This window comes from Rhizobium sp. BK591, from assembly GCF_014195045.1.
Classification (GTDB): Bacteria; Pseudomonadota; Alphaproteobacteria; order Rhizobiales; family Rhizobiaceae; genus Rhizobium; species Rhizobium anhuiense.
In genome coordinates this window covers 206086-228024 of the sequence record NZ_JACIAZ010000005.1, presented here as the reverse complement: position 1 = coordinate 228024, position 21939 = coordinate 206086, and the positions used below count along the sequence as shown (strand labels likewise).

The 21939-nt window shown below is 61.3% G+C and carries 22 protein-coding genes and 1 pseudogene; 15 read left to right on the top strand and 8 right to left on the bottom strand.

Features of this window, described 5'->3' with window-relative positions; genetic code table 11:
- Positions 1 to 12: 12 nt before the first annotated feature.
- Positions 13 to 2556: an ABC transporter permease gene (locus FHX10_RS23105; RefSeq protein WP_063473814.1), complete on the bottom strand. Its 2544-nt coding sequence runs from the start codon at positions 2554 to 2556 to the stop codon at positions 13 to 15.
- The gene (locus tag FHX10_RS23100) at positions 2553 to 3260 is read right to left on the bottom strand and encodes an ABC transporter ATP-binding protein (RefSeq protein ID WP_028756591.1); all 708 of its coding nucleotides are present in this window, start codon (positions 3258 to 3260) and stop codon (positions 2553 to 2555) included. Before FHX10_RS23100 ends, FHX10_RS23105 begins: the two co-directional genes overlap by 4 nt.
- Before the next feature lie 72 nt (positions 3261 to 3332).
- On the opposite strand from FHX10_RS23100, the gene FHX10_RS23095 reads away from it, so the two are divergent.
- The gene (locus FHX10_RS23095) at positions 3333 to 3977 is read left to right on the top strand and encodes an arylesterase (RefSeq protein WP_063473813.1); all 645 of its coding nucleotides are present in this window, start codon (positions 3333 to 3335) and stop codon (positions 3975 to 3977) included.
- 68 nt (positions 3978 to 4045) lie between these two features.
- A complete protein-coding gene (gene thpR, locus FHX10_RS23090) occupies positions 4046 to 4639 on the top strand; it encodes an RNA 2',3'-cyclic phosphodiesterase (RefSeq protein ID WP_028756593.1) in 594 nt (197 codons plus the stop codon).
- On the opposite strand, the gene FHX10_RS23085 is transcribed toward thpR, so the two are convergent.
- The gene (locus FHX10_RS23085; protein ID WP_080759901.1) at positions 4546 to 5046 is read right to left on the bottom strand and encodes a low molecular weight protein-tyrosine-phosphatase; all 501 of its coding nucleotides are present in this window, start codon (positions 5044 to 5046) and stop codon (positions 4546 to 4548) included. The two genes, thpR and FHX10_RS23085, sit on opposite strands and share 94 nt — an antisense overlap.
- A 35-nt stretch (positions 5047 to 5081) precedes the next feature.
- On the opposite strand from FHX10_RS23085, the gene FHX10_RS23080 reads away from it, so the two are divergent.
- Complete coding sequence (locus FHX10_RS23080; RefSeq protein ID WP_028756595.1) at positions 5082 to 5387, top strand: 4a-hydroxytetrahydrobiopterin dehydratase; 306 nt, start codon at positions 5082 to 5084, stop codon at positions 5385 to 5387.
- A gap of 66 nt (positions 5388 to 5453) precedes the next feature.
- Positions 5454 to 5846, top strand: coding sequence for a YkvA family protein (locus FHX10_RS23075; RefSeq protein ID WP_018072065.1), 393 nt, complete (start codon positions 5454 to 5456; stop codon positions 5844 to 5846).
- Between the two features lie 21 nt (positions 5847 to 5867).
- Here FHX10_RS23075 and FHX10_RS23070 read toward each other — a convergent pair whose 3' ends face one another.
- A complete protein-coding gene (locus FHX10_RS23070) occupies positions 5868 to 6428 on the bottom strand; it encodes a sigma-70 family RNA polymerase sigma factor (RefSeq protein ID WP_028756597.1) in 561 nt (186 codons plus the stop codon).
- A gap of 336 nt (positions 6429 to 6764) precedes the next feature.
- Here FHX10_RS23070 and FHX10_RS23065 point away from each other — a divergent pair, with 336 nt between their 5' ends.
- The 5 genes from FHX10_RS23065 (at position 6765) to FHX10_RS23045 (ending at position 11688) form a co-directional block, all read left to right on the top strand.
- Positions 6765 to 7274 carry an invasion associated locus B family protein gene (locus FHX10_RS23065; protein WP_028756598.1) on the top strand — a complete coding sequence of 170 codons (510 nt, stop codon included), beginning with the start codon at positions 6765 to 6767 and terminating at the stop codon, positions 7272 to 7274.
- A gap of 348 nt (positions 7275 to 7622) precedes the next feature.
- Positions 7623 to 8849, top strand: a complete 1227-nt coding sequence (gene rlmN / locus FHX10_RS23060; protein ID WP_028756599.1) for a 23S rRNA (adenine(2503)-C(2))-methyltransferase RlmN — start codon at positions 7623 to 7625, stop codon at positions 8847 to 8849.
- A 93-nt stretch (positions 8850 to 8942) separates the two neighbouring features.
- Positions 8943 to 9896 carry an ABC transporter substrate-binding protein gene (locus FHX10_RS23055; protein ID WP_028756600.1) on the top strand — a complete coding sequence of 318 codons (954 nt, stop codon included), beginning with the start codon at positions 8943 to 8945 and terminating at the stop codon, positions 9894 to 9896.
- A gap of 122 nt (positions 9897 to 10018) precedes the next feature.
- On the top strand, positions 10019 to 10897 hold the full coding sequence (locus FHX10_RS23050) for an ABC transporter permease (RefSeq protein WP_028756601.1): 879 nt from the start codon (positions 10019 to 10021) through the stop codon (positions 10895 to 10897).
- Positions 10894 to 11688 (top strand): ABC transporter ATP-binding protein, encoded by a 795-nt coding sequence (locus FHX10_RS23045; protein ID WP_028756602.1) that lies wholly within the window; start codon positions 10894 to 10896, stop codon positions 11686 to 11688. The genes FHX10_RS23050 and FHX10_RS23045 overlap by 4 nt, the downstream gene beginning before the upstream one ends.
- Positions 11689 to 11721: 33 nt before the next feature.
- On the opposite strand, the gene FHX10_RS23040 is transcribed toward FHX10_RS23045, so the two are convergent.
- Positions 11722 to 12363: a LysE family translocator gene (locus tag FHX10_RS23040; protein WP_028756603.1), complete on the bottom strand. Its 642-nt coding sequence runs from the start codon at positions 12361 to 12363 to the stop codon at positions 11722 to 11724.
- Positions 12364 to 12448: 85 nt separating this feature from the next.
- Positions 12449 to 13300: an SDR family NAD(P)-dependent oxidoreductase gene (locus tag FHX10_RS23035; RefSeq protein WP_028756604.1), complete on the bottom strand. Its 852-nt coding sequence runs from the start codon at positions 13298 to 13300 to the stop codon at positions 12449 to 12451.
- A 177-nt stretch (positions 13301 to 13477) separates the two neighbouring features.
- Between FHX10_RS23035 and FHX10_RS23030 the strand changes: the two genes are divergently transcribed.
- A complete protein-coding gene (locus FHX10_RS23030) occupies positions 13478 to 14701 on the top strand; it encodes an argininosuccinate synthase (protein WP_063473811.1) in 1224 nt (407 codons plus the stop codon).
- A 67-nt stretch (positions 14702 to 14768) separates the two neighbouring features.
- On the opposite strand, the pseudogene FHX10_RS35700 reads toward FHX10_RS23030, so the two are convergent.
- Positions 14769 to 14846, bottom strand: a pseudogene (locus FHX10_RS35700) (IS3 family transposase); the annotation flags it as partial.
- Between the two features lie 315 nt (positions 14847 to 15161).
- Between FHX10_RS35700 and FHX10_RS23025 the strand changes: the two are divergent.
- The 3 genes from FHX10_RS23025 to FHX10_RS23015 all read left to right on the top strand — a co-directional run bounded on the left by FHX10_RS23025 (position 15162) and on the right by FHX10_RS23015 (position 16883).
- Positions 15162 to 15518, top strand: coding sequence for an ArsR/SmtB family transcription factor (locus tag FHX10_RS23025; RefSeq protein WP_063473810.1), 357 nt, complete (start codon positions 15162 to 15164; stop codon positions 15516 to 15518).
- Positions 15502 to 16005: an SRPBCC family protein gene (locus FHX10_RS23020; protein ID WP_028756607.1), complete on the top strand. Its 504-nt coding sequence runs from the start codon at positions 15502 to 15504 to the stop codon at positions 16003 to 16005. The genes FHX10_RS23025 and FHX10_RS23020 overlap by 17 nt, the downstream gene beginning before the upstream one ends.
- Before the next feature lie 236 nt (positions 16006 to 16241).
- Complete coding sequence (locus tag FHX10_RS23015; protein WP_028756608.1) at positions 16242 to 16883, top strand: LysE family translocator; 642 nt, start codon at positions 16242 to 16244, stop codon at positions 16881 to 16883.
- 126 nt (positions 16884 to 17009) lie between these two features.
- Here FHX10_RS23015 and FHX10_RS23010 read toward each other — a convergent pair whose 3' ends face one another.
- Positions 17010 to 17441 (bottom strand): hypothetical protein, encoded by a 432-nt coding sequence (locus FHX10_RS23010; protein ID WP_028757796.1) that lies wholly within the window; start codon positions 17439 to 17441, stop codon positions 17010 to 17012.
- A 229-nt stretch (positions 17442 to 17670) separates the two neighbouring features.
- On the opposite strand from FHX10_RS23010, the gene FHX10_RS23005 reads away from it, so the two are divergent.
- Entirely contained in the window at positions 17671 to 19758 is a 2088-nt protein-coding gene (locus tag FHX10_RS23005; RefSeq protein ID WP_047615622.1) for a M3 family metallopeptidase, read from the top strand.
- 157 nt (positions 19759 to 19915) lie between these two features.
- Positions 19916 to 21736 (top strand): translational GTPase TypA, encoded by a 1821-nt coding sequence (typA, locus tag FHX10_RS23000; protein WP_018243938.1) that lies wholly within the window; start codon positions 19916 to 19918, stop codon positions 21734 to 21736.
- The last annotated feature ends 203 nt before the right edge of the window (positions 21737 to 21939 follow it).

The following is a 21939-nucleotide window of genomic DNA, read 5'->3' as shown; positions in this document are numbered from 1 at the left end:
GCCGCTGCCCGGTCAAAGCTCGCGCAAAACGGGGGCCGCCTTTTGCCCAAGGATGCGCCAGGTGCCGATCAGGCCGATGCCGACGGTCAGGACGAGCGCGGTCACAAGCGTCAGCCCCGCCACGTCGGGCAGAAAGGTCGACGGCAGACGCATGATGCGGGCGACGATGAACCAGGCGGCGACGCTGCCGGCGATCAGCGCGAAGATCGCGGTCGCAAGCCCAAGGATCAGATATTCGTAGCTGAAGGCGCGGATCAGCATGGCGCGCGTGGCGCCGAGCGTCTTCAGCACCACCGCGTCGTGGGTGCGCGCCCGGTTTCCGGCAGCAAGCGCCCCGGCAAGGACGAGGATCGAGGCGATGAGGGCGACAGAGGCGGCGGCGCGGATCGCGGTCGCCAGCTGCGCGACCAGCTGGTTGACGATATCGATCGCGTCCTTGACCCGCACGCTGGTGATCGTCGGATAGGTGTTGGTGACGGATTTTAGGATTGCCGCATCTTCGGCGGGCGTCGACGAGGGATCGGTCAGCGTCGCCAGCCAGGCATGCGGAGCGCCGCGAAATGTGTTCGGCGAGAAGACCATGACGAAATTGATCGACAGCGATTCCCACTCGACGCGGCGCAGATTGGCGATCTTCGCCGTGATGTTGCGGCCGAGCACGTTGACGGTGACGGTATCGCCGATCTTCAGGCCGAGCTCATGCGCCTCTTCCGAGGAGAAGGAAACGAGCGGCTGGCCGCCGTAATCCTTGTCCCACCAGCTGCCTTCGGTGAGGGCGGCGTTCTCCGGCAGGGTCTCGGCATAGGTGATGCCGCGATCGCCGTTCAGCACCCAGCGACCGGCCGCCGGCACGGTCAGTTTGCTGACGTCCTCGCCGTTGAAGGCGACGATCCGGCCGCGCAACATCGGCACTTCGACGAGCTTTCCCTGAGGCGCCTGCGCCTGGACGAGATCGCGGAATGCGCCGACCTCGGCGCTCTGGATATCGACGAAGAAAAAGTTCGGTGCGCCCTCGTTCATGCGGCCGGTCAGCTGCTGGCGCAGGTTGCCGTCGATCAGGGTCAGCGTCACCAGCAATGCCAGTCCGAGGCCGAGCGACAGCACGACCGAGGGCGTCAGTGCGCCGGGGCGGTGGATATTGCCGATCGCCAGCCGCAAGGCCGGTGAATTGACGCGCGGGCTGCGGCGCGCGAGCCAGGCGATCGCTGCTGCGACGAGGCGCAGGACGACGAAGGCGAAGACGATCGCACCGACGAAGACGACGGCGATGAAACGGTCATAGGCGGTCAGGATGGCAAGGCCGGCAAGGGCGGCCATGAAGAGCGTGGCAAGTAGGATATAGGGCCAGGAGGGCAGGCGGCGGGCCTCGAAGCCCTGCTCGCGGAAGAGGGCGGTCGCCGGCACTTCGCGGGCATGGCCGAGCGGCAGGATGGCGAAGGCCAGCGTCGTCAGGATACCGAAGAGCGTGGCGAGCAGCAGGGCGCCGGGATAGAGGGTCGGCGTCGTGGAGACCGGCAGGAATTGCGCCAGGAACTGCGCGGCGAAGATCGGCGACAACGCGCCGATGACGAGGCCGATGAGGATGCCGCCGAGGGCGATAATGGCGATCTGGAAAAGATAGATCAGGACGACGACCTGGGCCGGGGCGCCGAGACATTTGAAGGTGGCGATGGTCGTGCGCTTGGCATCGAGGAAGGCGCGCACGGCATTGGCCACGCCGACGCCGCCGACGATCAGCGCGGTGAGACCGACCAGCGTCAGGAACTGCGAGAAGCGGGTAATGTTTTCGGTGAGCGAGGGCGCTGCGCGATCGCTGGTGCGGACCGCCCAGCCGGCGGAAGGGAATTCCTTGGAGGCGCGCGCCTGGATGCCCGACATCGCGCCATTGTCTTCCAGCCGGATCTTGTAGGCATGTTCGACCAGGCTTCCCGTCTGGATCAGCCCGGAGGCCTGGAGCGCCTGGCGGCTGACCAGCAGGCGCGGCGCGAAACCGAAGCCTTCCGACAGCGCATCCGGCTCGGTTTTCACCGTGCCGGTGATGCTGAGCTTGACGTTGCCGAGCAGCAGTTCGTCGCCGACGGCAAGCCCGAGACGATCGAGAAGCAGGGGCGCTGCCACCGCACCATAGGTGCCGCCTTGGCCCGAAAGCAGCGCTGCAAGCGGATAGTCCGGTTCGGCCACGAATCTGCCGTAGAGCGGGTAGCCGTCGTCGACGGCCTTGACCTCGACCAGCGCCTGATCGGAGCCGTCAGGCTTGCGGGCCATCGAGCGCAGGCCCGTTGAAACCGAAACCGTGCCGAGGCTTTCGAGGAAGCCCAACTCCTGAGGCGTGGCTTCGCGGTTGTTGAGTTCGAAGCGGACGTCGCCGGCCAGCAGTTCCTGCCCCTGCGAGGCGATCGTGTCGGTGATCGACTGCGAGACGGAATTGACGGCGGCAATTGCGCCGGTGCCGAGCGCAATGCAGGCAAGAAAAATGTAGAAGCCGCGAATGCCGCCGCGCAACTCGCGGAGCGCCAGGCGAAAAGCAAGCGAGACGCGCGGGGTGATCATTCTCATGCGATCGCCGCCTCGCTGTGGCGGGCGGTGCTGTCGCCCTCGATCCTGCCGGAGCGGACGCGGATCTGGCGTGAGCAGCGGTTTGCCAGGGCGACGTCGTGGGTGACGAGAAGCAGGGTCATGCCGCGTTCGGCCTGCTTGGAGAACAGAAGGTCGGCGATCTGGCGGCCGGTCTCGGTGTCGAGATTGCCTGTGGGTTCGTCGGCGATCAGCAGGGCGGGCGAGGGGGCGAGCGCCCTGGCGATCGCCACGCGCTGCTGCTCGCCGCCGGAAAGTTGGCCGGGATAGTGGTTCAGCCGTTCACCGAGGCCGACCGATTTCAGCTCGCGATGGGCGATCTCGAAGGCGTTGCGGACATTGGCGAGCTCGAGCGGCACGGCGACGTTTTCCAGCGCCGTCATGTTGGCGATCAGGTGGAAGGACTGGAAGACGATGCCGATGTTGCGGCCGCGGAAATCGGCGACCTCATCCTCGCTGAGGCTATGGAGCGGCGTGTCATTGATATTGATCTCGCCGCTGTCGAGTTTCTCCAGCCCGGCAAGCACCATCAGCAGGGTCGATTTGCCGGAGCCGGAAGGGCCGACGATGCCGACGGATTCGCCGGCCGCGACATCGAGATCGATGCCCTTCAGCACGTGGACGGAGGCGGCTGCGCTGCCAAGGGTCAGATCGGCGCTCTTCAACTCGATAATGGTTTTTGCCAACAGAAATCGCCCTATATAAATCCCCAACAGAATGGCCGCATAACGGCACTTCGCCAATCTAGGGAAGCCAGAATGAGATTTAAAGTTGCCGCCCTTCAATTCACCGTCATTGCCGTCTCGCTGATCTTTGCCGCTACAGCCAATGCCCGGACGATCAATCTGGTCGGTTTTGGGGACAGTTTGATGGCGGGCTATCAACTGCCGGCCGGCGACGGCTTTCCGGAAAAGCTGCAGGCAGCCCTGAAGGCGAAGGGGCTCGAGGTCACCGTCGCCAATGCCGGGGTCTCCGGCGATACGACGGCAGCGGGTCTTGCGCGCATCGACTGGTCGGTGCCCGACGGCACCGACGGCGTCATTCTGGAGCTCGGCGCCAATGATGCGCTGCGCGGCATCCCACCCGAGGAGAGCGAGAAGAATCTCGATCAGATGATTATCCGGCTAAAGGAGCGCGGGATTGCCGTGCTGCTCGCCGGCATGATGGCGCCGCCGAACATGGGGGCGGACTATGCCGCACGATTCAACCCGATCTACCAGAAACTTTCGGAAAAACATGGGCTTCCGCTCTATGCCTTCTTCCTCGACGGCGTCGCGCTGGAAGCCGGGCTGAAGCTTGAAGACGGCATGCATCCAAATGCGAAAGGCATCGACGTCATGGTCGAAAAGATGGAGCCTGCTGTCACAAATTTCGTCGAAACGATTTCTTCTGTGAAGAAATAGGGGCTTGCGCGGTTGTTGATTGCGTGATTCCGTGTGAGCACCTGCAAAAGATTCGGGGAGTGCTCGTGATGCCGAGACTGTTTACCGCCCTCGAAATTCCGCGCAATGCGGCGATGAGCCTTTCATTGCTGCGCGGTGGCCTCCCCGGAGCACGATGGATCGATGTGGAGAATTACCACATCACCCTGCGTTTCATCGGTGATGTCGACGGCCGCACGGCCGATGAAATCGTTGAACGCCTCGACCGGATCGATCGGCCGGAATTCCAGTTCCGGCTCGAAGGAATCGGTTCCTTCGGCTCGAAGAAACCGCATTCGGTCTGGGCCGGCGTTTCGCAATCGCCTGAAATGTATGCCCTGCAGGGCGAGATCGAGCGCATCTGCCAGCGCATCGGCCTGCCGCCCGATCCCCGCAAGTTCATGCCGCATGTGACGCTGGCGCGGCTCAAATCCTCGCGGCTCGACGATGTCGTGCAATATCTGGCGGGACGCGGCAACTTCCACACCGCAACTTTCACCGCGCCGCGCTTCGTGCTGCTTTCGTCGCGCGAATCGGTCGGCGGCGGGCCCTACCTCACCGAGGAAGTGTTCCCGCTGCATGAGGCCCGTTCGACGCCCAGCGTATCGAGCAGGCTGCTGCAGCCGGCCAAGAGCCTGGTGTAGACCAGCTCGAAGCCGCCCGGGCCGCCATAATAGGGATCGGGGATATCCTCTCCGGTTCCGAGCGCGGCATCCCCGAAAAGGCGGATATTCGCCCCATGCGGCGCGCTTTTTTCGAGCGCCGCCACATTGTCGCGGTCCATGGCGAGGATCAGATCGAAATCCCTGAAATCCCTCGATTGGATGCGGCGGGCGCGTTGCCCCGATATGTCGATGCCGTGGTTTTTCGCAGCGGCGATCGAACGCCGGTCGGGTGGCTCGCCTTCATGCCAGCCGCCGGTGCCGGCGGAATCGATGGTAAAATCGCCGGTCAAACCCGCTTCGGCGACGAGATGGCCAAAAATTCCTTCCGCGAGCGGAGAACGGCATATATTGCCCATGCAAACGAAGAGGATGCTGATGCGTTTCATCGGTAAACCTGTCGGACAGAGAAGAGGACCATGGCATGAAAATGGAAAGACTGGAACGGACGGCGGCCGAGGCGCAACTGGCTGGACTTGCAGGCTGGGCGCTCAATGATGCGGGTTCTTCGATCTCGAAGACGTACAAGTTCGCAAATTTCATCGAGGCTTTCGGGTTCATGACGGAGGCAGCACTTGCGGCCGAGAAGCTCAATCATCATCCCGAATGGTTCAACGTCTATTCTAGGGTGGAGGTGACGCTGAACACACATGATGCCGGCGGACTGACGGAGCTGGATTTCAAGCTCGCCAAAGCCATGGAGAAGGCTGCGGCGCGCCGTATCGTTTGACAGCGGGGCCGATTGAAAGCCGGTCCGCCATCACCATATGTTCGCTTGGACGAAAGGGATGCAGGGATGGACGAGGTTAAATTCGGGGAAATCCTGTTGCCGGGCGACGAGGACACCCAGAGCCGGCGCGAGAAGACCGTAAGGCAGAAATTCTGGCCGACCTTCCGGCGGGCCGTGCGGCAGATCCCGTTCTCGCGCGATGTGGTTGCCGGTTTCTATTGCGCGCTCGATCCGCAGACGCCGACGAAGGTGCGCGGCGTGCTGCTCGCGGCGCTCGCCTATTTTGTCATGCCGATCGACATGATCCCGGATGTTTTCGCCGTCATCGGCTTTTCCGACGACATCGCCGTGCTTTCGGCCGCCTTCGCTATGGTGCGTGGCCATATAAGGCCGGGCCATTACGAAGCGGCCGACCGCGTTCTTGCCGACCGGCCGGAAGAAGCGATGAAGACGATCTGAATCCCGTTCTAAATTAAAGAGTCAGGCGATTTCGCGTTCCAGCACCTTGCGGAGCTTGCCAAAGGCAAGCCGGATGCGCGACTTCACCGTACCGAGCGGCAGCCCGGTTGATTCGGCGATCTCCGAATGCGATTGGCCGAGGAAGAAGGCGGCGCGCAGCATGTCGCGCTGTTCCTCCGGCAACTGCCCGACGGCGGCGCGTATCCTGGCGTCGCGATCGTCATTGGCGATAATTTCCTCCGCGCCGATATCGGCGGGCGGCTGCAGGGCCGGGTCGGTCTCGTCGAAGATGCGGGTATTGGCGCGGCGTTGCATGTCGATGCGGCGGTTGCGGGCAATGCGGAAAAGCCAGGTTGAGAGCGAAGATCGCGTGGCATCATAGAGATCCGCCTTGTGCCAGAGCACGATCATGATCTCCTGGACCAGTTCCTCGGCCTCGCCGGGTGTCATCTTCTGGCGCATCAGCCAGGCCTTCAGGCGGGGTGCGAAATAGTCGAACAGGATGGAAAAGGCCTGCTGGTCGCGATCGTCCGCGACGGCCTTGGCGAGGGCAGCGAAACGCTGTCTTTCCTCGGCATCCATGTCTCCTCACAAGCCCCCTGCGGCAATAATTTCGTCCCGGATTTCCAAGTCTTAATGAGGTACAACGGATTTGGGAAAGGTCAAACTCTTGCCTGAATCTTTGTGTCTTAAATTCACCCGAACGGACGGCCAGTGCCATCGGGGCACGATGTCGCGGCCTATACCGTCAAAGGTGCGAAAATTGACACTCGAGCTGAAATGACACAGGCAGATACAAATCGCAGCTATTGTTGACCATTTGGTAACCTGAATTAAGTCAAAATAAAGCAGATCGTGATTATGCGGCGCCCGCTATGATCGCTTCGGGCCTTGAATCGCAAGAATCGGCAGGAATCCATGTTTGTAAAAAGTATCGTATCCGCTCTCGCACTCACCCTGACCATGGCCGGAGTTGCGGAAGCGCAGCAGGCCGCGCCGAACCGCATCCAGCAGTTCCAGGCATGGGGCGCCTATTCCTACAAGTCGGGCAAGAGCACCGTGTGCTACGTGTTGTCCGTTCCGACGGCAAAGCAGCCGGCAAGCGTCGATCACGGTGACAATTTCTTCATCGTCTCGCAGCGCCCCGGCCAGAACATCTCCTATGAGCCGCAGGCCATGATGGGCTATACGGTGAAGGAAAATTCAAAGATCAACGTGGTCATCGACAACAAGACCTTCGTGATGTTCACCAAGGACAAGGCCGGCTGGGTCGAGAATGCTGCCCAGGAGCCAGCCCTCGTCGCGGCGATGAAAACGGGTCATTCGATGACGGTGAATGCCGTTTCGCGCAAGGGCACCGGCACCTCCTACAGCTATTCGCTCTCGGGTATCTCGGCTGCGCTGAAGCAGATCGAAACCTGCAAATAAGCGTTTTTTTGTTCGCAGAGCTTCCAGGGCCGGCCTTGCGCCGGCCTTCGTCGTTTCCATCCAAAGCGCGGCGATCTTTCAGATCTGCCTGCCGCGCTTTAGGTCTTTGATTTCAGCATGTCGTCGTCGCAAAACCGCTGCACAGTTTTGCGCGACATGCTTGATAGTGACGCGCGGGCAAAATGATGCTAAAGGCCGCGCAACAGCGGACAGATCGCGATTTCAGTCGCCGTTCCGCCATTCAATTTCTGCCAATGTGCCGTCATGCACCCGCCAGTCTTCCGGCTTTGCCCTGAAGTTCGCAGGGCTTGCGGGGCGGTTACGTGTTCGAATTCGGGATGAATGCCTATGTCCGTCATGGATGCGATAGATGTGACCAAGCCGCAGGCGCGCACGTCCGCCAGCCTCGAGAAGCCGTCGTTGATCGGCATATCGCGCGAAGAGATGGCGGCGGCACTGCGGGAAAAAGGGGTGGCCGAGAAGCAGATCAAGATGCGCGTCTCGCAGCTCTGGAACTGGATCTATGTGCGCGGCGTCTCCGATTTCGACCATATGACCAATGTCGCCAAGGACATGCGCGAGATGCTGAAGCAGCATTTCACCATCGCACGTCCCGAGATCGTCGAGGAGCAGGTCTCCAACGACGGCACGCGCAAATGGCTGCTGCGCTTTCCCGCCCGCGGCGCCGGACGTCCCGTCGAGATCGAGGCCGTCTACATTCCGGAAGAGGGCCGCGGCACGCTCTGTATCTCCAGCCAGGTCGGCTGCACGCTCACCTGTTCCTTCTGTCATACCGGCACGCAGCGTCTGGTGCGCAACCTGACGGCGGAGGAAATTCTTTCCCAGCTGCTGCTTGCCCGCGACCGGCTTGGAGACTTCCCGGATCGTGAAGCGCCGCAGGGTACGATCATGCCTGCCGAGGGCCGCAAGGTCAGCAACATCGTCATGATGGGCATGGGCGAGCCGCTCTATAACTTCGATGCCGTCAAGCAGGCATTGCTGATCGCCACGGATGGCGACGGCCTGTCGCTGTCCAGGCGCCGGGTGACGTTGTCCACCTCCGGCGTCGTGCCGGAGATCTTCCGCACCGGCGAAGAAATCGGCGTCATGCTGGCAATCTCGCTGCATGCGGTGCGCGACGACCTGCGCGACATTCTGGTGCCGATCAACAAGAAGTACCCGCTGAAGGAACTGATCGAAGCCTGCCGGGCCTATCCCGGTCTTTCGAACGCACGGCGCATCACCTTCGAATATGTGATGCTGAAGGACGTCAACGATAGCCTGGAAGACGCCAAGGGGCTGATCAAGCTCTTGAAGGGCGTGCCGGCAAAGATCAACCTCATCCCGTTCAATCCCTGGCCCGGCACCAACTACCAGTGTTCGGACTGGGAGCAGATCGAGAAATTCGCCGATTTCATCAACTCGGCAGGTTATGCTTCGCCGATCCGCACGCCGCGCGGCCGCGACATTCTTGCCGCCTGCGGCCAGCTGAAATCGGAATCCGAACGCATGCGCAAGACCGAACGCCTGGCGTTCGAAGCGATGATGATCGCCAATCACGGCGCCGACGACTGATCAGCAAGTTTGATCCTCGCTACAATTCTCCTGCATTGATTTAAGCATGCGCTTTTCCTAATAGTGCCGCCAAAATCATTCAGGAGGATACCCATGCGTTCGGTTCTGCTCGCTCTCGCCGCCAGTTTGGCGCTTTCCCTGCCCGCAAAGGCTGATGACGTGACCGTCGCCGTGACGGCGATCGTCGAACATCCGGCGCTGGATGCAGCGCGCAAGGGCGTTCTCGATGCGCTGACGGCCGCGGGTTATAAAGAGGGCGAGAACCTGAAATTCGTGTTCGAATCGGCGCAGGGCAATCCGGCGACGGCAGCGCAGATCGCCCGCCAGTTTGCCGGCGACGAGCCCAATGTCATCGTTCCGATTTCGACGCCCTCGGCCCAGGCGGTCGTCTCTTCGACGCGTGACATTCCCGTCGTCTTCACGGCTGTCTCCGATCCGCTTGGCGCCCAGCTCGTCAAGAACATGGACAAGCCCGGCGGCAATGTCACCGGTCTTTCCGACATGTCGCCGGTCGCCGAGCATCTGGCGCTGATCAAGGAAATCCTGCCTGATGTGAAAACCATCGGCTATCTCTACAATTCCGGCGAGGCGAATTCCGTTTCGCTGCTCGCCGTCCTGCAGGCCGAGGCCGAAAAGGCCGGCCTGAAGGTGGTGGAATCAGCCGCCACCAAGTCGGCCGAGGTTCAGGGTGCGGCGCGCGCCCTCGTCGGCCGCGCCGATGCGATCTATATTCCGACCGACAACACCATCATCTCCGCGCTCGAAGGCGCCGTCGCGGTGGCCGAAGAGAGCAAGCTGCCGCTCTTCACCGCCGATACGGATTCGGTTTCGCGCGGCTCGATCGCTGCCCTCGGCTTCAACTATTACGATGTCGGCAAGCAGACCGGCGAGATCGTCGTGCGCGTGCTGAAGGGCGAAAACCCTGGCGATATCGCCGTCAAGACGGCTGCCGGCAGTGATCTCGTCGTCAACAAGGCCGCGGCTCAGAAGATGGGCGTCACCCTGCCTGAGAGCGTGCTTTCCCGCGCCAACAAGGTCATTGAATAATCGGCCGTCCCTTCAACGTTTAGTTGGATACAGCCGCTCCTGTTTGCACGGGGGCGGCTCTTCGTATTAAAAAGCTGCGGTTTCGCGACGGGCGAAACAGAAATCAAAAGGGGCTGAAAGCCTTGAGCCAAATCGCATTCTGGGGGGCCGTCGAGCTCGGCCTGGTCTATTCTTTCGTCGCTCTCGGCGTCTATCTCGCCTTTCGCGTTCTCGACTTTCCCGACCTGACGGTCGATGGCTCCTTTCCGCTTGGCGCGGCGGTGACGGCCGTGCTGATCATTGCCGGCGTCAATGCCTGGCTTGCGGCGCTGATCGCCATGGCGGCCGGGGCCGCGGCGGGCATGGTGACGGCGCTGCTCAATGTGCGCTTCAAGATCCTCAACCTGCTGGCCTCGATCCTGACGATGATCGCGCTGTTTTCCGTCAATCTGAGGGTGATGGGCAAACCCAATGTCGCGCTCATCAATGCCGATACGATGATCAGCCCGTTTTTCGGCCATGGCCTTCGCGATTTCTACGTGCGGCCGCTCTTTGTCGGGGTTCTGGTCGTCGTCGCTCTTATCCTGGTCTGGCGTTTCCTGGAAAGCGATGCCGGGCTTGCCATGCGGGCGACCGGCGCCAATGCGCGGATGGCCCGCGCCCAGGGCGTCGATACCAGCCGGCAGATCTATCTCGGCATGGCGATCTCCAATGCGCTGGTGGCGCTCGGCGGCGCGCTGTTTGCCCAGACGAACGGCTTTGCCGACGTCACCTCGGGCGTCGGCACGATCGTCGTCGGTCTCGCCGCCGTCATCATCGGCGAGACGCTGCTTGGGCGGCGCGGGTTGCTGATCGCGCTCGTCGGCTGCGTGCTCGGTTCGATCCTCTATCGCATCGCGATTCAGTTGGCGCTTTCCAGCGACGTCATCGGTCTGCAGGCGTCCGATCTCAATTTCGTGACCGCCGTGCTGGTGACCGTGGCGCTCATCCTTCCCCGTCTTCGCGGAGGTGCCGCATCGTGATCAGCGTCAAGGACATCAAAGTCGTTTTCGGACGCGGCACGCCGCTGCAGAAACAGGCGCTGAACGGCGTCAGCCTGACCATCGAGCAAGGCTCCTTCGTCACCGTCATCGGTTCGAACGGCGCCGGCAAATCGACGCTGCTCGGCGTGCTCGCCGGCGACGTCATTCCGAGCGAAGGGCAGGTGCTGATCGGCAAGAGCGACGTGACGCGCAAGTCGACGGCGGCGCGCGCCGGCCTTGTGGCGCGTGTCTTCCAGGATCCGCTGACGGGAAGCTGCGGCGCATTGTCGATCGAGGAGAACCTTGCTCTGGCTGCCCGGCGCGGCGAGAAGCGCGGGCTGGCATCGGCGCTCGGCGGAAACAGGCGCGACTATTTCAAGGAACGGATCGCCGAGCTCAATCTTGGGCTGGAGAACCGGCTGAAGGACCGCATGGATCTTCTCTCCGGTGGCCAACGGCAGGCCGTTTCGCTCGTCATGGCGACGCTTGCGGGATCGGAAGTGCTGCTGCTCGACGAACATACGGCGGCACTCGACCCCGGCATGGCTGAGTTCGTGATGAACCTCACGCAGAAGATCGTCGCCGAACGCAAGCTGACGACGATGATGGTGACGCATTCCATGCGCCAGGCGCTGGATTACGGCCACCGCACGATCATGCTGCATGGCGGCGAGATCGTTCTCGATGTCGCGGGCGACAACAGGAAGAACCTGCAGGTCGAGGACCTGATCGCCATGTTCCGCAAGATGCGCGGCCAGACGTTGGATGACGATGCGCTGCTGATCGGCTGAGGCGACAGCGGCGGTTCGGTACCCGACCGCTGATTATTTCGCCTGGGTGAGCAGGATCTTCGCGGCGAAGATCGAGAAGACGCCCGCGAAGGTATAGTCCATGCCACGCAGCACTTTCTTGTTGCTCTGCAGCCATGAGGCCAGCCAGTCGGCGGCAAAGACCACGCTGGCATTGACCGGCATGCCGATCAGGATGAAGCAAAGCCCGAGGAAAAGCAGCTTGTGCGTGACGGCCGGATCGCCGGCGCTGACGAATTGCGGCAGGAAGGTCATGAAGAAGATGATGACCTTGGGGTTCAGGAGATTGACCCAGAAGCCCGACGAGATGTTGGAAAGTGCCGTGCCCTTCTGCTCCTCGACCTTGGCGACCGTAAGCTTGGAGCCGAAGCGGATCGCCTGCACCGCCAGCCAGAACAGATAGGCGGCGCCGCCGGTCTTCAGGATCAGGAAAGCGGTCGGCGAGGCGGTGATCAGCGCCGAAATGCCGAAAGCGACCAGCATGGTGTGGACGACGATGCCGAGGCTGGTGCCGACGACGACGAAGAGGGCTGCCTTCTTGCCCTGGGCGAGCGCACGGCTGATCGACAGCGTCATGTCGGGGCCTGGGGTCGCCGCGAGCAGCAGCGTCGCGGCGGCAAAGGCGAGAAGGGTCGGTAGGCTGGGCAGGAAATCCATGGCACTCTCTGAAAGCCGGGAAAGACCTGACGATCTCTTACCCGGCTTTCGGAAAATTACCAATCAAACCTGATGATGGCGCCGATCACTTCTGTTCGAGGAAGGCTTTGTATTTGTCGGCGTAGTCCTTGTGCCAGCGCGACAGCGGCGGACGGTTCTCGATGATGTCGCCGGCGGCCCAGGCCATCCGGCGTTCGTCGACCGGACGCGCCACGTCATTGTCGGGGCAGAGAATATAGAAATCACCGCGTTCGAGGCTTTCGACCATGAAATCGACCGTCTGCTCTGGTGTCCAGGCGGCGGCCGGTTTTTCCGCGCGGTCGCCCTTGGTGAGGCCGGTGAAGACGAAGCCGGGGATCAGAAGATGGGCGGAGATCTTTCCGCCTTCGGTATTGCGAAGCTCATGCTGCAAGGCTTCGGTGAAGACCTTCACACCCGCCTTGGAGATATTGTAGGCGGGGTTGCCGGGCGGCGTGGTGATGCCCTGCTTGGAGCCGGTGTTGATGATGAGGCCGGGCTCGCCATGCGACAGCATCTTCGGGCCGAAGGTGCGCGTACCGTTGATCACGCCCATCAGGTTGACGGCGAAGATATGGTCCCAGTTCGCCTGCGGGCTGAAGATTGAGGTTTCCGGGCCGATGCCGGCATTGTTCATCAGCACGTGCACACGGCCGAAACGCTGGAGCACGGCGCGTTCGAGCGCTTCCAGGGATTCCTTGACGGCGACGTCGGTCTCGACCGCCATCACATTTTCCTCGCCGGCAATGGCCTTGAGTTCGTCGGCGGCCGCGGCCAGCCGGTCGCCGCCGAGATCGGCGATGGCGACGCTCATGCCGCGTGCGGCGAAATATTTCGCCGCGGCAAGGCCGATGCCGGAAGCGCCGCCGGTGATGACGGCAACATTGGACTTCTTGAAAATGTCTTGAATATTCGTCACGGGGCAGCCTCTCCTCGAGCATTTGCGGACGCTGGCGAATATGGGCTCCGCTTTCGCGCTGTCAAACGGTATCGGCACGGTCGCTGTCGCACTTGGCCTTGCGTCACGCGCCAATCTCGCTAAAAGTGCCGCGACACCGGGTTTTCGCCGGCCTATTATGCAACGGACCTCATCATCATGGCATCATACAAAGACGTGAAGAAAGTCGTGCTCGCCTATTCCGGCGGCCTCGACACCTCGATCATCCTGAAGTGGCTGCAGACGGAACTCGGCGCCGAAGTCGTCACCTTCACCGCCGATCTCGGCCAGGGCGAAGAGCTGGAGCCGGCGCGCAAGAAGGCCGAGATGCTCGGCATCAAGGAGATCTACATCGAGGACGTGCGCGAGGAATTCGTGCGCGATTTCGTCTTCCCGATGTTCCGCGCCAATGCCGTCTATGAGGGCGTCTATCTGCTCGGCACCTCGATCGCCCGTCCTTTGATTTCCAAGCATCTGATCGACATCGCCCGCAAGACGGGCGCGGATGCGATCGCCCACGGCGCCACCGGCAAGGGCAACGACCAGGTTCGTTTTGAACTGTCCGCCTATGCCCTGAACCCCGACATCAAGATCATCGCGCCGTGGCGCGACTGGGCCTTCAAGAGCCGCACCGACCTGCTGGCCTTTGCCGAACAGCATCAGATCCCGGTTGCCAAGGACAAGAAGGGCGAAGCGCCGTTCTCCGTCGACGCCAACCTTCTGCATTCCTCTTCCGAGGGCAAGGTTCTCGAGGACCCCGCCCAGGAGGCGCCGGAATATGTGCATATGCGCACGATCTCGCCTGAGGCTGCGCCCGACAAGGCGACCACCATCAAGGTCGGATTCCGCAAGGGCGATGCGGTCTCGATCAACGGTGTCGAGATGTCGCCGGCAACGCTGCTCGCGACGCTCAACAATTACGGCCGCGACAACGGCATCGGCCGTCTCGACCTCGTCGAGAACCGCTTCGTTGGCATGAAGTCCCGCGGCGTCTACGAAACGCCAGGTGGCACGATCCTGCTCTCGGCGCATCGCGCCATCGAATCGATCACGCTCGACCGCGGTGCTGCCCATCTCAAGGACGAGATCATGCCGCGCTACGCCGAGCTGATCTATTACGGCTTCTGGTTCTCGCCGGAGCGCGAAATGCTGCAGGCGCTGATCGACAAGAGCCAGGAGCATGTCGAAGGCGAAGTGACGCTGAAGCTCTACAAGGGCAATGTCATGGTCATCGGCCGCGAGAGCGAAAAGTCGCTCTATTCCGACAAGCTTGTCACGTTCGAGGACGATCAGGGTGCCTACGACCAGAAGGATGCTGCCGGTTTCATCAAGCTCAATGCGCTGCGCCTGCGCACGCTCGGCAAGCGCAATCTCATGAATTGATCAAGGTTCATTTTCGAGCCGCATAAGAGTCAGCCGTCATTGAACTGATCCCAATAAGTTGGACGGATTAAAGGCTGGTTAGATTTAAGGGCTGAGTTCTGTACTGGACAGGGCTCAGCCCTTTGAGTTTCAACTTGATGCGCTCGAAGCCGCCGGGACGTGGCCCGCGACATCGCAAAAACCGACACCTACGTGCCCTCACGGCGTCAGCGGAAGAGCCTGCGTAAACTCGCTAAGCTGATCCGGCCAGCGCCCCTGCCCGTCGCTGAAGAGGCGCAGGCCTCCGGCCGTTTTTCATCCGACGACGCGCGGGATGAGAGCCTTCTTCAACGGTATCGAGCCGCAGCAGACGATTATTGCTGCCGCCGCCGCGGTGCATGACCTCGAATGACCGGTCGACGGCAGGGAAGAGTTCGGGAGGCTTGCGCTTCCTGCGCGAGCAGGTTATATACTGAACTACATGGTTCAGTATCCAAGTCATTGCCTCGATCGCTCGTTTGCGGCGCTGTCCGATGCGACCCGCCGCGGGATCATCCATCAGCTTGGCCGAGCGGACGAGTCGATCACCAGTCTCGCGGATAAGTTCCAGATGACGCTGACCGGCATGAAGAAGCACATCCAGGTCCTCGAGCGGGCGGGGCTCGTCGTCACGCAGAAGGTCGGACGGGTGAGAACCTGCAAGCTTGGGAAACGCGGTCTCAAGGCGGAGGCCGATTGGATCGAGGCGCATCGCAAGCTCTTCGAGGCCCGCTTCGAAGCATTGGACGAAATCATCAGCGAAATGAAACAGGATGGAAGCGATGAATCAGCAAGTTGACGGTGAAGGTGGTGCACAGAACCGCACGTCAGTCGAGCGCAGAGGGGATCGCGAACTCGTCGTAACGCGGACATTCAATGCGCCGCCGAGCACGGTTTACAGGGCGTGGAGCCAGCCCGAGCTGTTCCAGCGCTGGTGGGTGCCAAAATCGGCATCCGGCGTTTCGCTCGTATCGTGCGATATGGACGTCCGTACCGGCGGCAAATATCGGCTGGAATTCGGCGCCGGCGGTGCGGACACCATGGCCTTCTACGGCAAGTATCTTGAGGTGGTGCCGAACGAGCGCATCGTCTGGACCAACGACGAAGGCGAAGAGGGCGCGGTCACGACCGTGACCTTCGAGGACCAGGGCGGGAAGACGCTGCTGATTTTCCACGAAGTCTACCCGTCCAAGGAGGCGCTAGAGGAGGCACTACAGGGCTCGGCGGTCGCATTGCCGGAGCAGTTGGAGCAGCTCGACGAATTGCTTTCCAGCTTGGGCGAGTAGCGCGGGTCGGGAAACTCGCCTCGCGGGACTCTGCTCTTGGGAAGTGACTCCACCGGCCTTTCCGGCGGGAGCAGGGCGCAAAGCAGCCGCATCCTTCAACGATGAGATGTCCGCTTCGTGTCGAAAGCCGCCTCTGGTCGCCTTTGCTACCTGATCCATTTTTCACGGCGGTGCACCACCCTTGACGGATGGCTGTGATCGCTTAGTCTGCCGTTATCATCCTCCGGAGCATTTCCATGACGCAGTCCTTGCTCTTCGGCGCCTTTCTGGCGGCGCTCTTCTACGTGCTCATTCCGGGACCGGCTTTCCTGCAACTGCTCGGCATCGGCGCCGGGCAGGGCCGGAAGGCCGGCGCCTTCTTCATGATGGGGCATCTGGTCGGGGATCTCATCTGGTCGTCGCTGGCGCTGATCGCGATCGTCGGGGCCAAGACGATCGGAACCTTCGTCTTCGACCTGCTCGGACTTGCCTGCGGTTTCTACCTCGCCTGGATCGGCTGGAGCGCCATCAATGCCAAGCCGAAAGCGGAGGGGCAGGCGCTTGTTGTGGTCGAGCGGCCGTTTCGCCGCGGTCTGATCTTCGGCGTCACCAATCCGAAGGGTTATCCGGTGGCGCTCGCGACCTTCACGGCGCTGGTCGCAGGCTCGGCCGGCGCGCTCGATTTCGAGGCGTTGCCGGTGCTTCTCGGCGTATCGTTCGTCGGTTTCGTGACTGCCGATATCATCCTGATCGGCGTCATCGGCGCAGGCGCGGTCCGCCGCTTCTACCGCGCCCATGAGCGGCTGATCGTGCGCTGCTCCGGCGTACTCTTCATGGGATTTGCAGCCCAGGCGCTCTGGCATGCCACACCCGGCCTGCTCGGCTGGCGCAAGGCCTGACCTAGAGCGGTTCAGCTTTTAACGGAAACGCAGAACCGCTCTATCCTTTTGTTTTTACGCAATTCCGGACGGAAAACCGCTTCGGACTTTTCCTGGAATTGCTCTAGAACAGGCATCATGCTCTGATCAGCCGTCCAGGAAATTGACGATCGATTTCAGCGTCTGAACCTCGTTGGGATCACCGATCGACATGGCGACCTGGAGCTGGTTCTTGTAATAATCGAGGAAATTGAAGCTGGTGCCGTCGGTGACGCTGGAGAGATCGATGACGTTGCCGAGCGGATCGATCGCATGCATCGGCAGCGGCTCGGAGATCGCGGCATAGGTGTTCTGATCGATCAGGCCGCTGTCGAAACTCTGGCGCGCGTAGTTGCGCAACTCTCCAGGGCTGACCGCGGTAAAATCAGGCCCTTCGTCAACATTGTCTTCGATCTGGAACGAGGCCGGGGCCGGAGCTTTGGTCTCGATTTGAATATCAGAGGTCTTCGAACTTTTTGCGTTATTAGGATTGTTTTTAAATAGCAAACTCTGAGAAGACCGCACAGAAAAAATTTCCATGGCGCATGTCCCCTTACAAGAAGAACACCTGAAAACTAGCGCTTGCGCGTGATTCGCGTCAATCGTTAACGATTGGTTAATTGTCACGCGTCAACTTTTGTCCACCGGATTTGGCAGGCGTTCGCCAGATTTGGTGGACGAGGCAAAAGGTCTTCCCCGCCAACATACCAATTCCATGGTTGCTCTCCTATATTGACGATCCACCTGCATGCCAAAAAGGAATTTTCCAATGCCTTCTCCACATGATTTCAATCCGGCGCTGGTAAGCTGGGACGGTCTTCACGGCCTGCCGCGCTTCGATGCCGTTGATGACGGCGACTTTGCCGCCGCCTTCGAAGCCGCCCTTGCTGCGCATGAAAGGGAGATCGACGAGATCGCCGGAAACGGCGATGCGCCGACATTCGACAATACAGTCGTGGCGCTGGAGATTGCCGGCGACGCACTGTCGCGCGTTTCGGCGTTGTTCTGGAACAAGGCGGGCGCCCATACCAATGATGTGATCCAGGCGCTGGAGCGGGAGATCTCGCCGAAAATGTCGCGCCACTATTCCAAGATCGGGATGAATGCTGCGCTTTTTGCCCGCATCGATACGCTCTGGGAGAGACGCGAGAGCCTTGGCCTGACGCTCGAACAGACGCGCGTGCTGGAACGCCATTGGAAAGGCTTCGTCAAGTCGGGCGCCAAGCTTGACAAGGCCGAGCAGGAGAAGCTCGCCGCGATCAACGAAAAGCTTGCCGGCCTCGGGACGCAATTCGGCCAGAACGTGCTGGCCGACGAGAAGGCCTGGGCACTGCTGCTTTCCGACGGCGCCGAGCTCGCCGGGCTGCCGGAATTCCTTCGCGACGCGATGGCGGCGGCCGCGCGCGAACGCGGCGAAGAGGGCAAATATGCGGTGACGCTGTCACGCTCGATCATCGAGCCGTTCCTCACCTTTTCGGAGCGCCGCGATCTGCGCGAGCAGGCTTTCAAGGCGTGGGTGGCGCGCGGCGAAAATGACGGGGAGACGGACAACCGCGCCGTCATCAAGGAAACGCTGGCGCTGCGCCATCAGGTGGCGACGCTGCTCGGCTACGGCAATTTCGCCGAGCTGAAGCTCGACAACACGATGGCGAAGACGGCGGAGGCGGTGAACGGCCTGCTCAAAGCCGTCTGGGCGCGGGCGGTGAAACGCGCCGGCGAGGAGGAGGCCGATATCGCGGCGCTGATATCAGACGAGGGCCGGAACCATGAGGTGATGCCCTGGGACTGGCGCCACTATGCCGAAAAGATCCGGACGCAAAAGTTCGATTTCTCCGAGGCCGAACTCAAGCCCTATCTGCAGCTCGAGAAGATCATCGAGGCCTGCTTCGATGTGGCCGGGCGGCTGTTCGGCATCCGCGCCGTCGAGAAGAAGGGTGTGGCCGCCTATCATCCTGACGTCAGGGTGTTCGAAATCAGGGACCGCGAGGACCGGCTGGTCGCCCTGTTCCTCGGCGATTATTTCGCCCGCAGCTCGAAACGTTCCGGCGCCTGGATGAGCTCATTGCAATCGCAGCACCGGCTTGAGCTGAAGAACGGCCGCCACGGCGAATTGCCGATCATCTATAATGTCTGCAACTTCGCCAAGCCGGCGGAAGGCAAGCCGGCGCTGCTGTCGCTCGACGACGCGCGCACACTGTTCCACGAATTCGGCCACGCGCTGCACGGCATGCTGTCGAATGTTACCTACCCTTCCGTTTCCGGCACCAGTGTTTCGCGCGATTTCGTCGAGCTGCCGTCGCAGCTTTATGAGCACTGGCTGACGGTGCCCGCTATCCTGAAGCGCTATGCCGTGCATTTCGAGACCGGCGAGCCGATGCCGCAGGCCCTGCTCGACAAGGTGCTGGCCGCGCGAACGTTCAATGCCGGTTTCAATACCGTGGAATTCACCTCGTCGGCGTTGGTCGATATGGCGTTTCACACGAGAACGACCGTCGAGGACCCGATGGCGGTGCAGGCGGAGGTGCTGGCCGAGATCGGCATGCCGAAGTCTATCGTCATGCGCCACGCAACGCCGCACTTCCAGCACATCTTCTCCGGCGGGTATTCGGCCGGCTATTACTCCTACATGTGGTCGGAGGTGCTCGACGCCGACGCCTTCGCCGCCTTCGAGGAGACGGGCGACGCCTTCAACGGCGAGATGGCGCGCAAGCTCAAGGAGAATATCTATTCCGTCGGCGGCTCGGTCGATCCAGAGGATGCCTATAAGGCCTTCCGCGGCAAGCTGCCGAGCCCGGATGCGATGCTTCTGAAAAAAGGACTTTCGACCTTCGAGGAATTGACAGGCAGCGACGCCTAAGACAATTTGATGACACGCTGTGATGCGGCGGGGCGAAAGCCTTGCCGCAGCTTTTGCGCGTTCCCCCCTTTCGCAAACGCAAAAAAAACTGTATGGACGCCCCAAACTAATAGGCGCGTCCTCTAGAGCGTGCGCCCCAGCCTCAGAGATTTCACATATGGCACTTCGCAATATCGCGATCATCGCGCACGTTGACCATGGCAAAACGACCCTGGTGGATGAGCTTCTCAAGCAGTCCGGCTCGTTCCGCGAAAATCAGCGTGTCGCTGAACGCGTGATGGACTCGAACGATCTCGAAAAGGAACGCGGCATCACCATTCTCGCCAAGGCGACCTCGGTGGAATGGAAGGGTGTCCGCATCAACATCGTCGACACCCCCGGCCACGCCGACTTCGGCGGTGAAGTCGAGCGCATTCTCTCGATGGTGGATGGCGCGATCGTTCTCGTCGATGCCTCGGAAGGCCCGATGCCGCAAACGAAATTCGTCGTCGGCAAGGCGCTGAAGGTCGGCCTTCGCCCGATCGTCGCGATCAACAAGATCGACCGTCCGGACGGCCGCCACGAAGAAGTCATCAACGAAGTCTTCGACCTCTTTGCAAACCTCGACGCGACCGACGAGCAGCTCGACTTTCCGATCCTCTACGGTTCGGGCCGCGACGGCTGGATGAACGTCAATCCAGAAGGTCCGAAGGATCAGGGTCTTACCCCGCTTCTCGACCTGGTGCTCAAGCATGTTCCGGAGCCGACCGTCCACGAAGGTCCGTTTACGATGATCGGCACGATCCTCGAAGCCAACCCCTTCCTCGGTCGCATCATCACCGGCCGCATCAATTCCGGTTCCATCAAGCCGAACCAGGCGGTGAAGGTTCTCCACGCCGACGGCAAGACGATTGAAACCGGCCGCATTTCCAAGATCCTCGCCTTCCGCGGCATCGAACGCCAGCCGATCGAAGAAGCGCATCAAGGTGATATCATTGCGATCGCCGGCCTTTCCAAGGGCACGGTCGCCGACACCTTCTGCGATCCTTCGATCACAGCACCGCTGCCGGCGCAGCCGATCGATCCGCCGACCGTCACCATGTCCTTCATCGTCAACGATAGCCCGCTGGCGGGCACCGAAGGCGACAAGGTGACGAGCCGCGTCATCCGCGACCGCCTCTTCAAGGAAGCGGAGGGCAACGTCGCCCTGAAGATCGAAGAAGCCGAAGGCAAGGATTCGTTCTACGTGTCCGGCCGCGGCGAACTTCAGCTCGCCGTCCTCATCGAAACCATGCGTCGCGAAGGCTTCGAGCTTGCCGTGTCGCGTCCGCGTGTCGTGATGCACAAGGATGAAAGCGGCCAGCTTCTGGAGCCGGTCGAAGAGGTCGTCATCGACGTCGACGAAGAACATTCCGGCGTCGTCGTGCAGAAGATGTCCGAGCGCAAGGCCGAAATGGTCGAGTTGCGTCCGTCGGGCGGCAACCGTCTCCGCCTGCGTTTCTACGCACCGACCCGCGGCCTGATCGGCTACCAGTCGGAGCTGCTGACGGATACGCGCGGCACGGCGATCATGAACCGCCTGTTCCACGACTACCAGCCCTACAAGGGTGTGATCGGTGGCCGCGTCAACGGCGTGCTGCTCGCCAACGCTCCCGGCGAAGCCGTCGCCTATGCGATGTTCAACCTGGAAGATCGCGGCCCGATGATCATCGAGCCGGGCGAAAAGGTCTATGCCGGCATGATCATCGGCATCCATTCGCGCGACAACGACCTTGAAGTCAACGTCCTGAAGGGCAAGCAGCTCACCAACATCCGCGCCGCCGGCAAGGACGAAGCGGTGAAGCTGACGCCGCCGATCCGCATGACGCTTGATCGCGCACTCTCCTGGATCCAGGACGACGAGCTGATGGAAGTGACGCCGAAGAATATTCGTCTGCGCAAGATGTATCTCGACGCAAACGATCGCAAGCGTTTCGAAAAGTCGAAGGCGGCCCTCTGAGAGCCTGGCGCAGTTTAGAGAAGTCCTTAAAACCCCGGCCCTCGCGCCGGGGTTTTTGTTGTGCGCCGCGTCGATTCCATCTTGTGACAATCGTTAAAAAAGCGTTAACTTTTGACCATCGTCCACATGTTAAGTCTGTGGGCAATGGACCGGAATGCGGTATCGCATATGGTTAATTGCCTCTGGCGGGACCAGAGTAAACG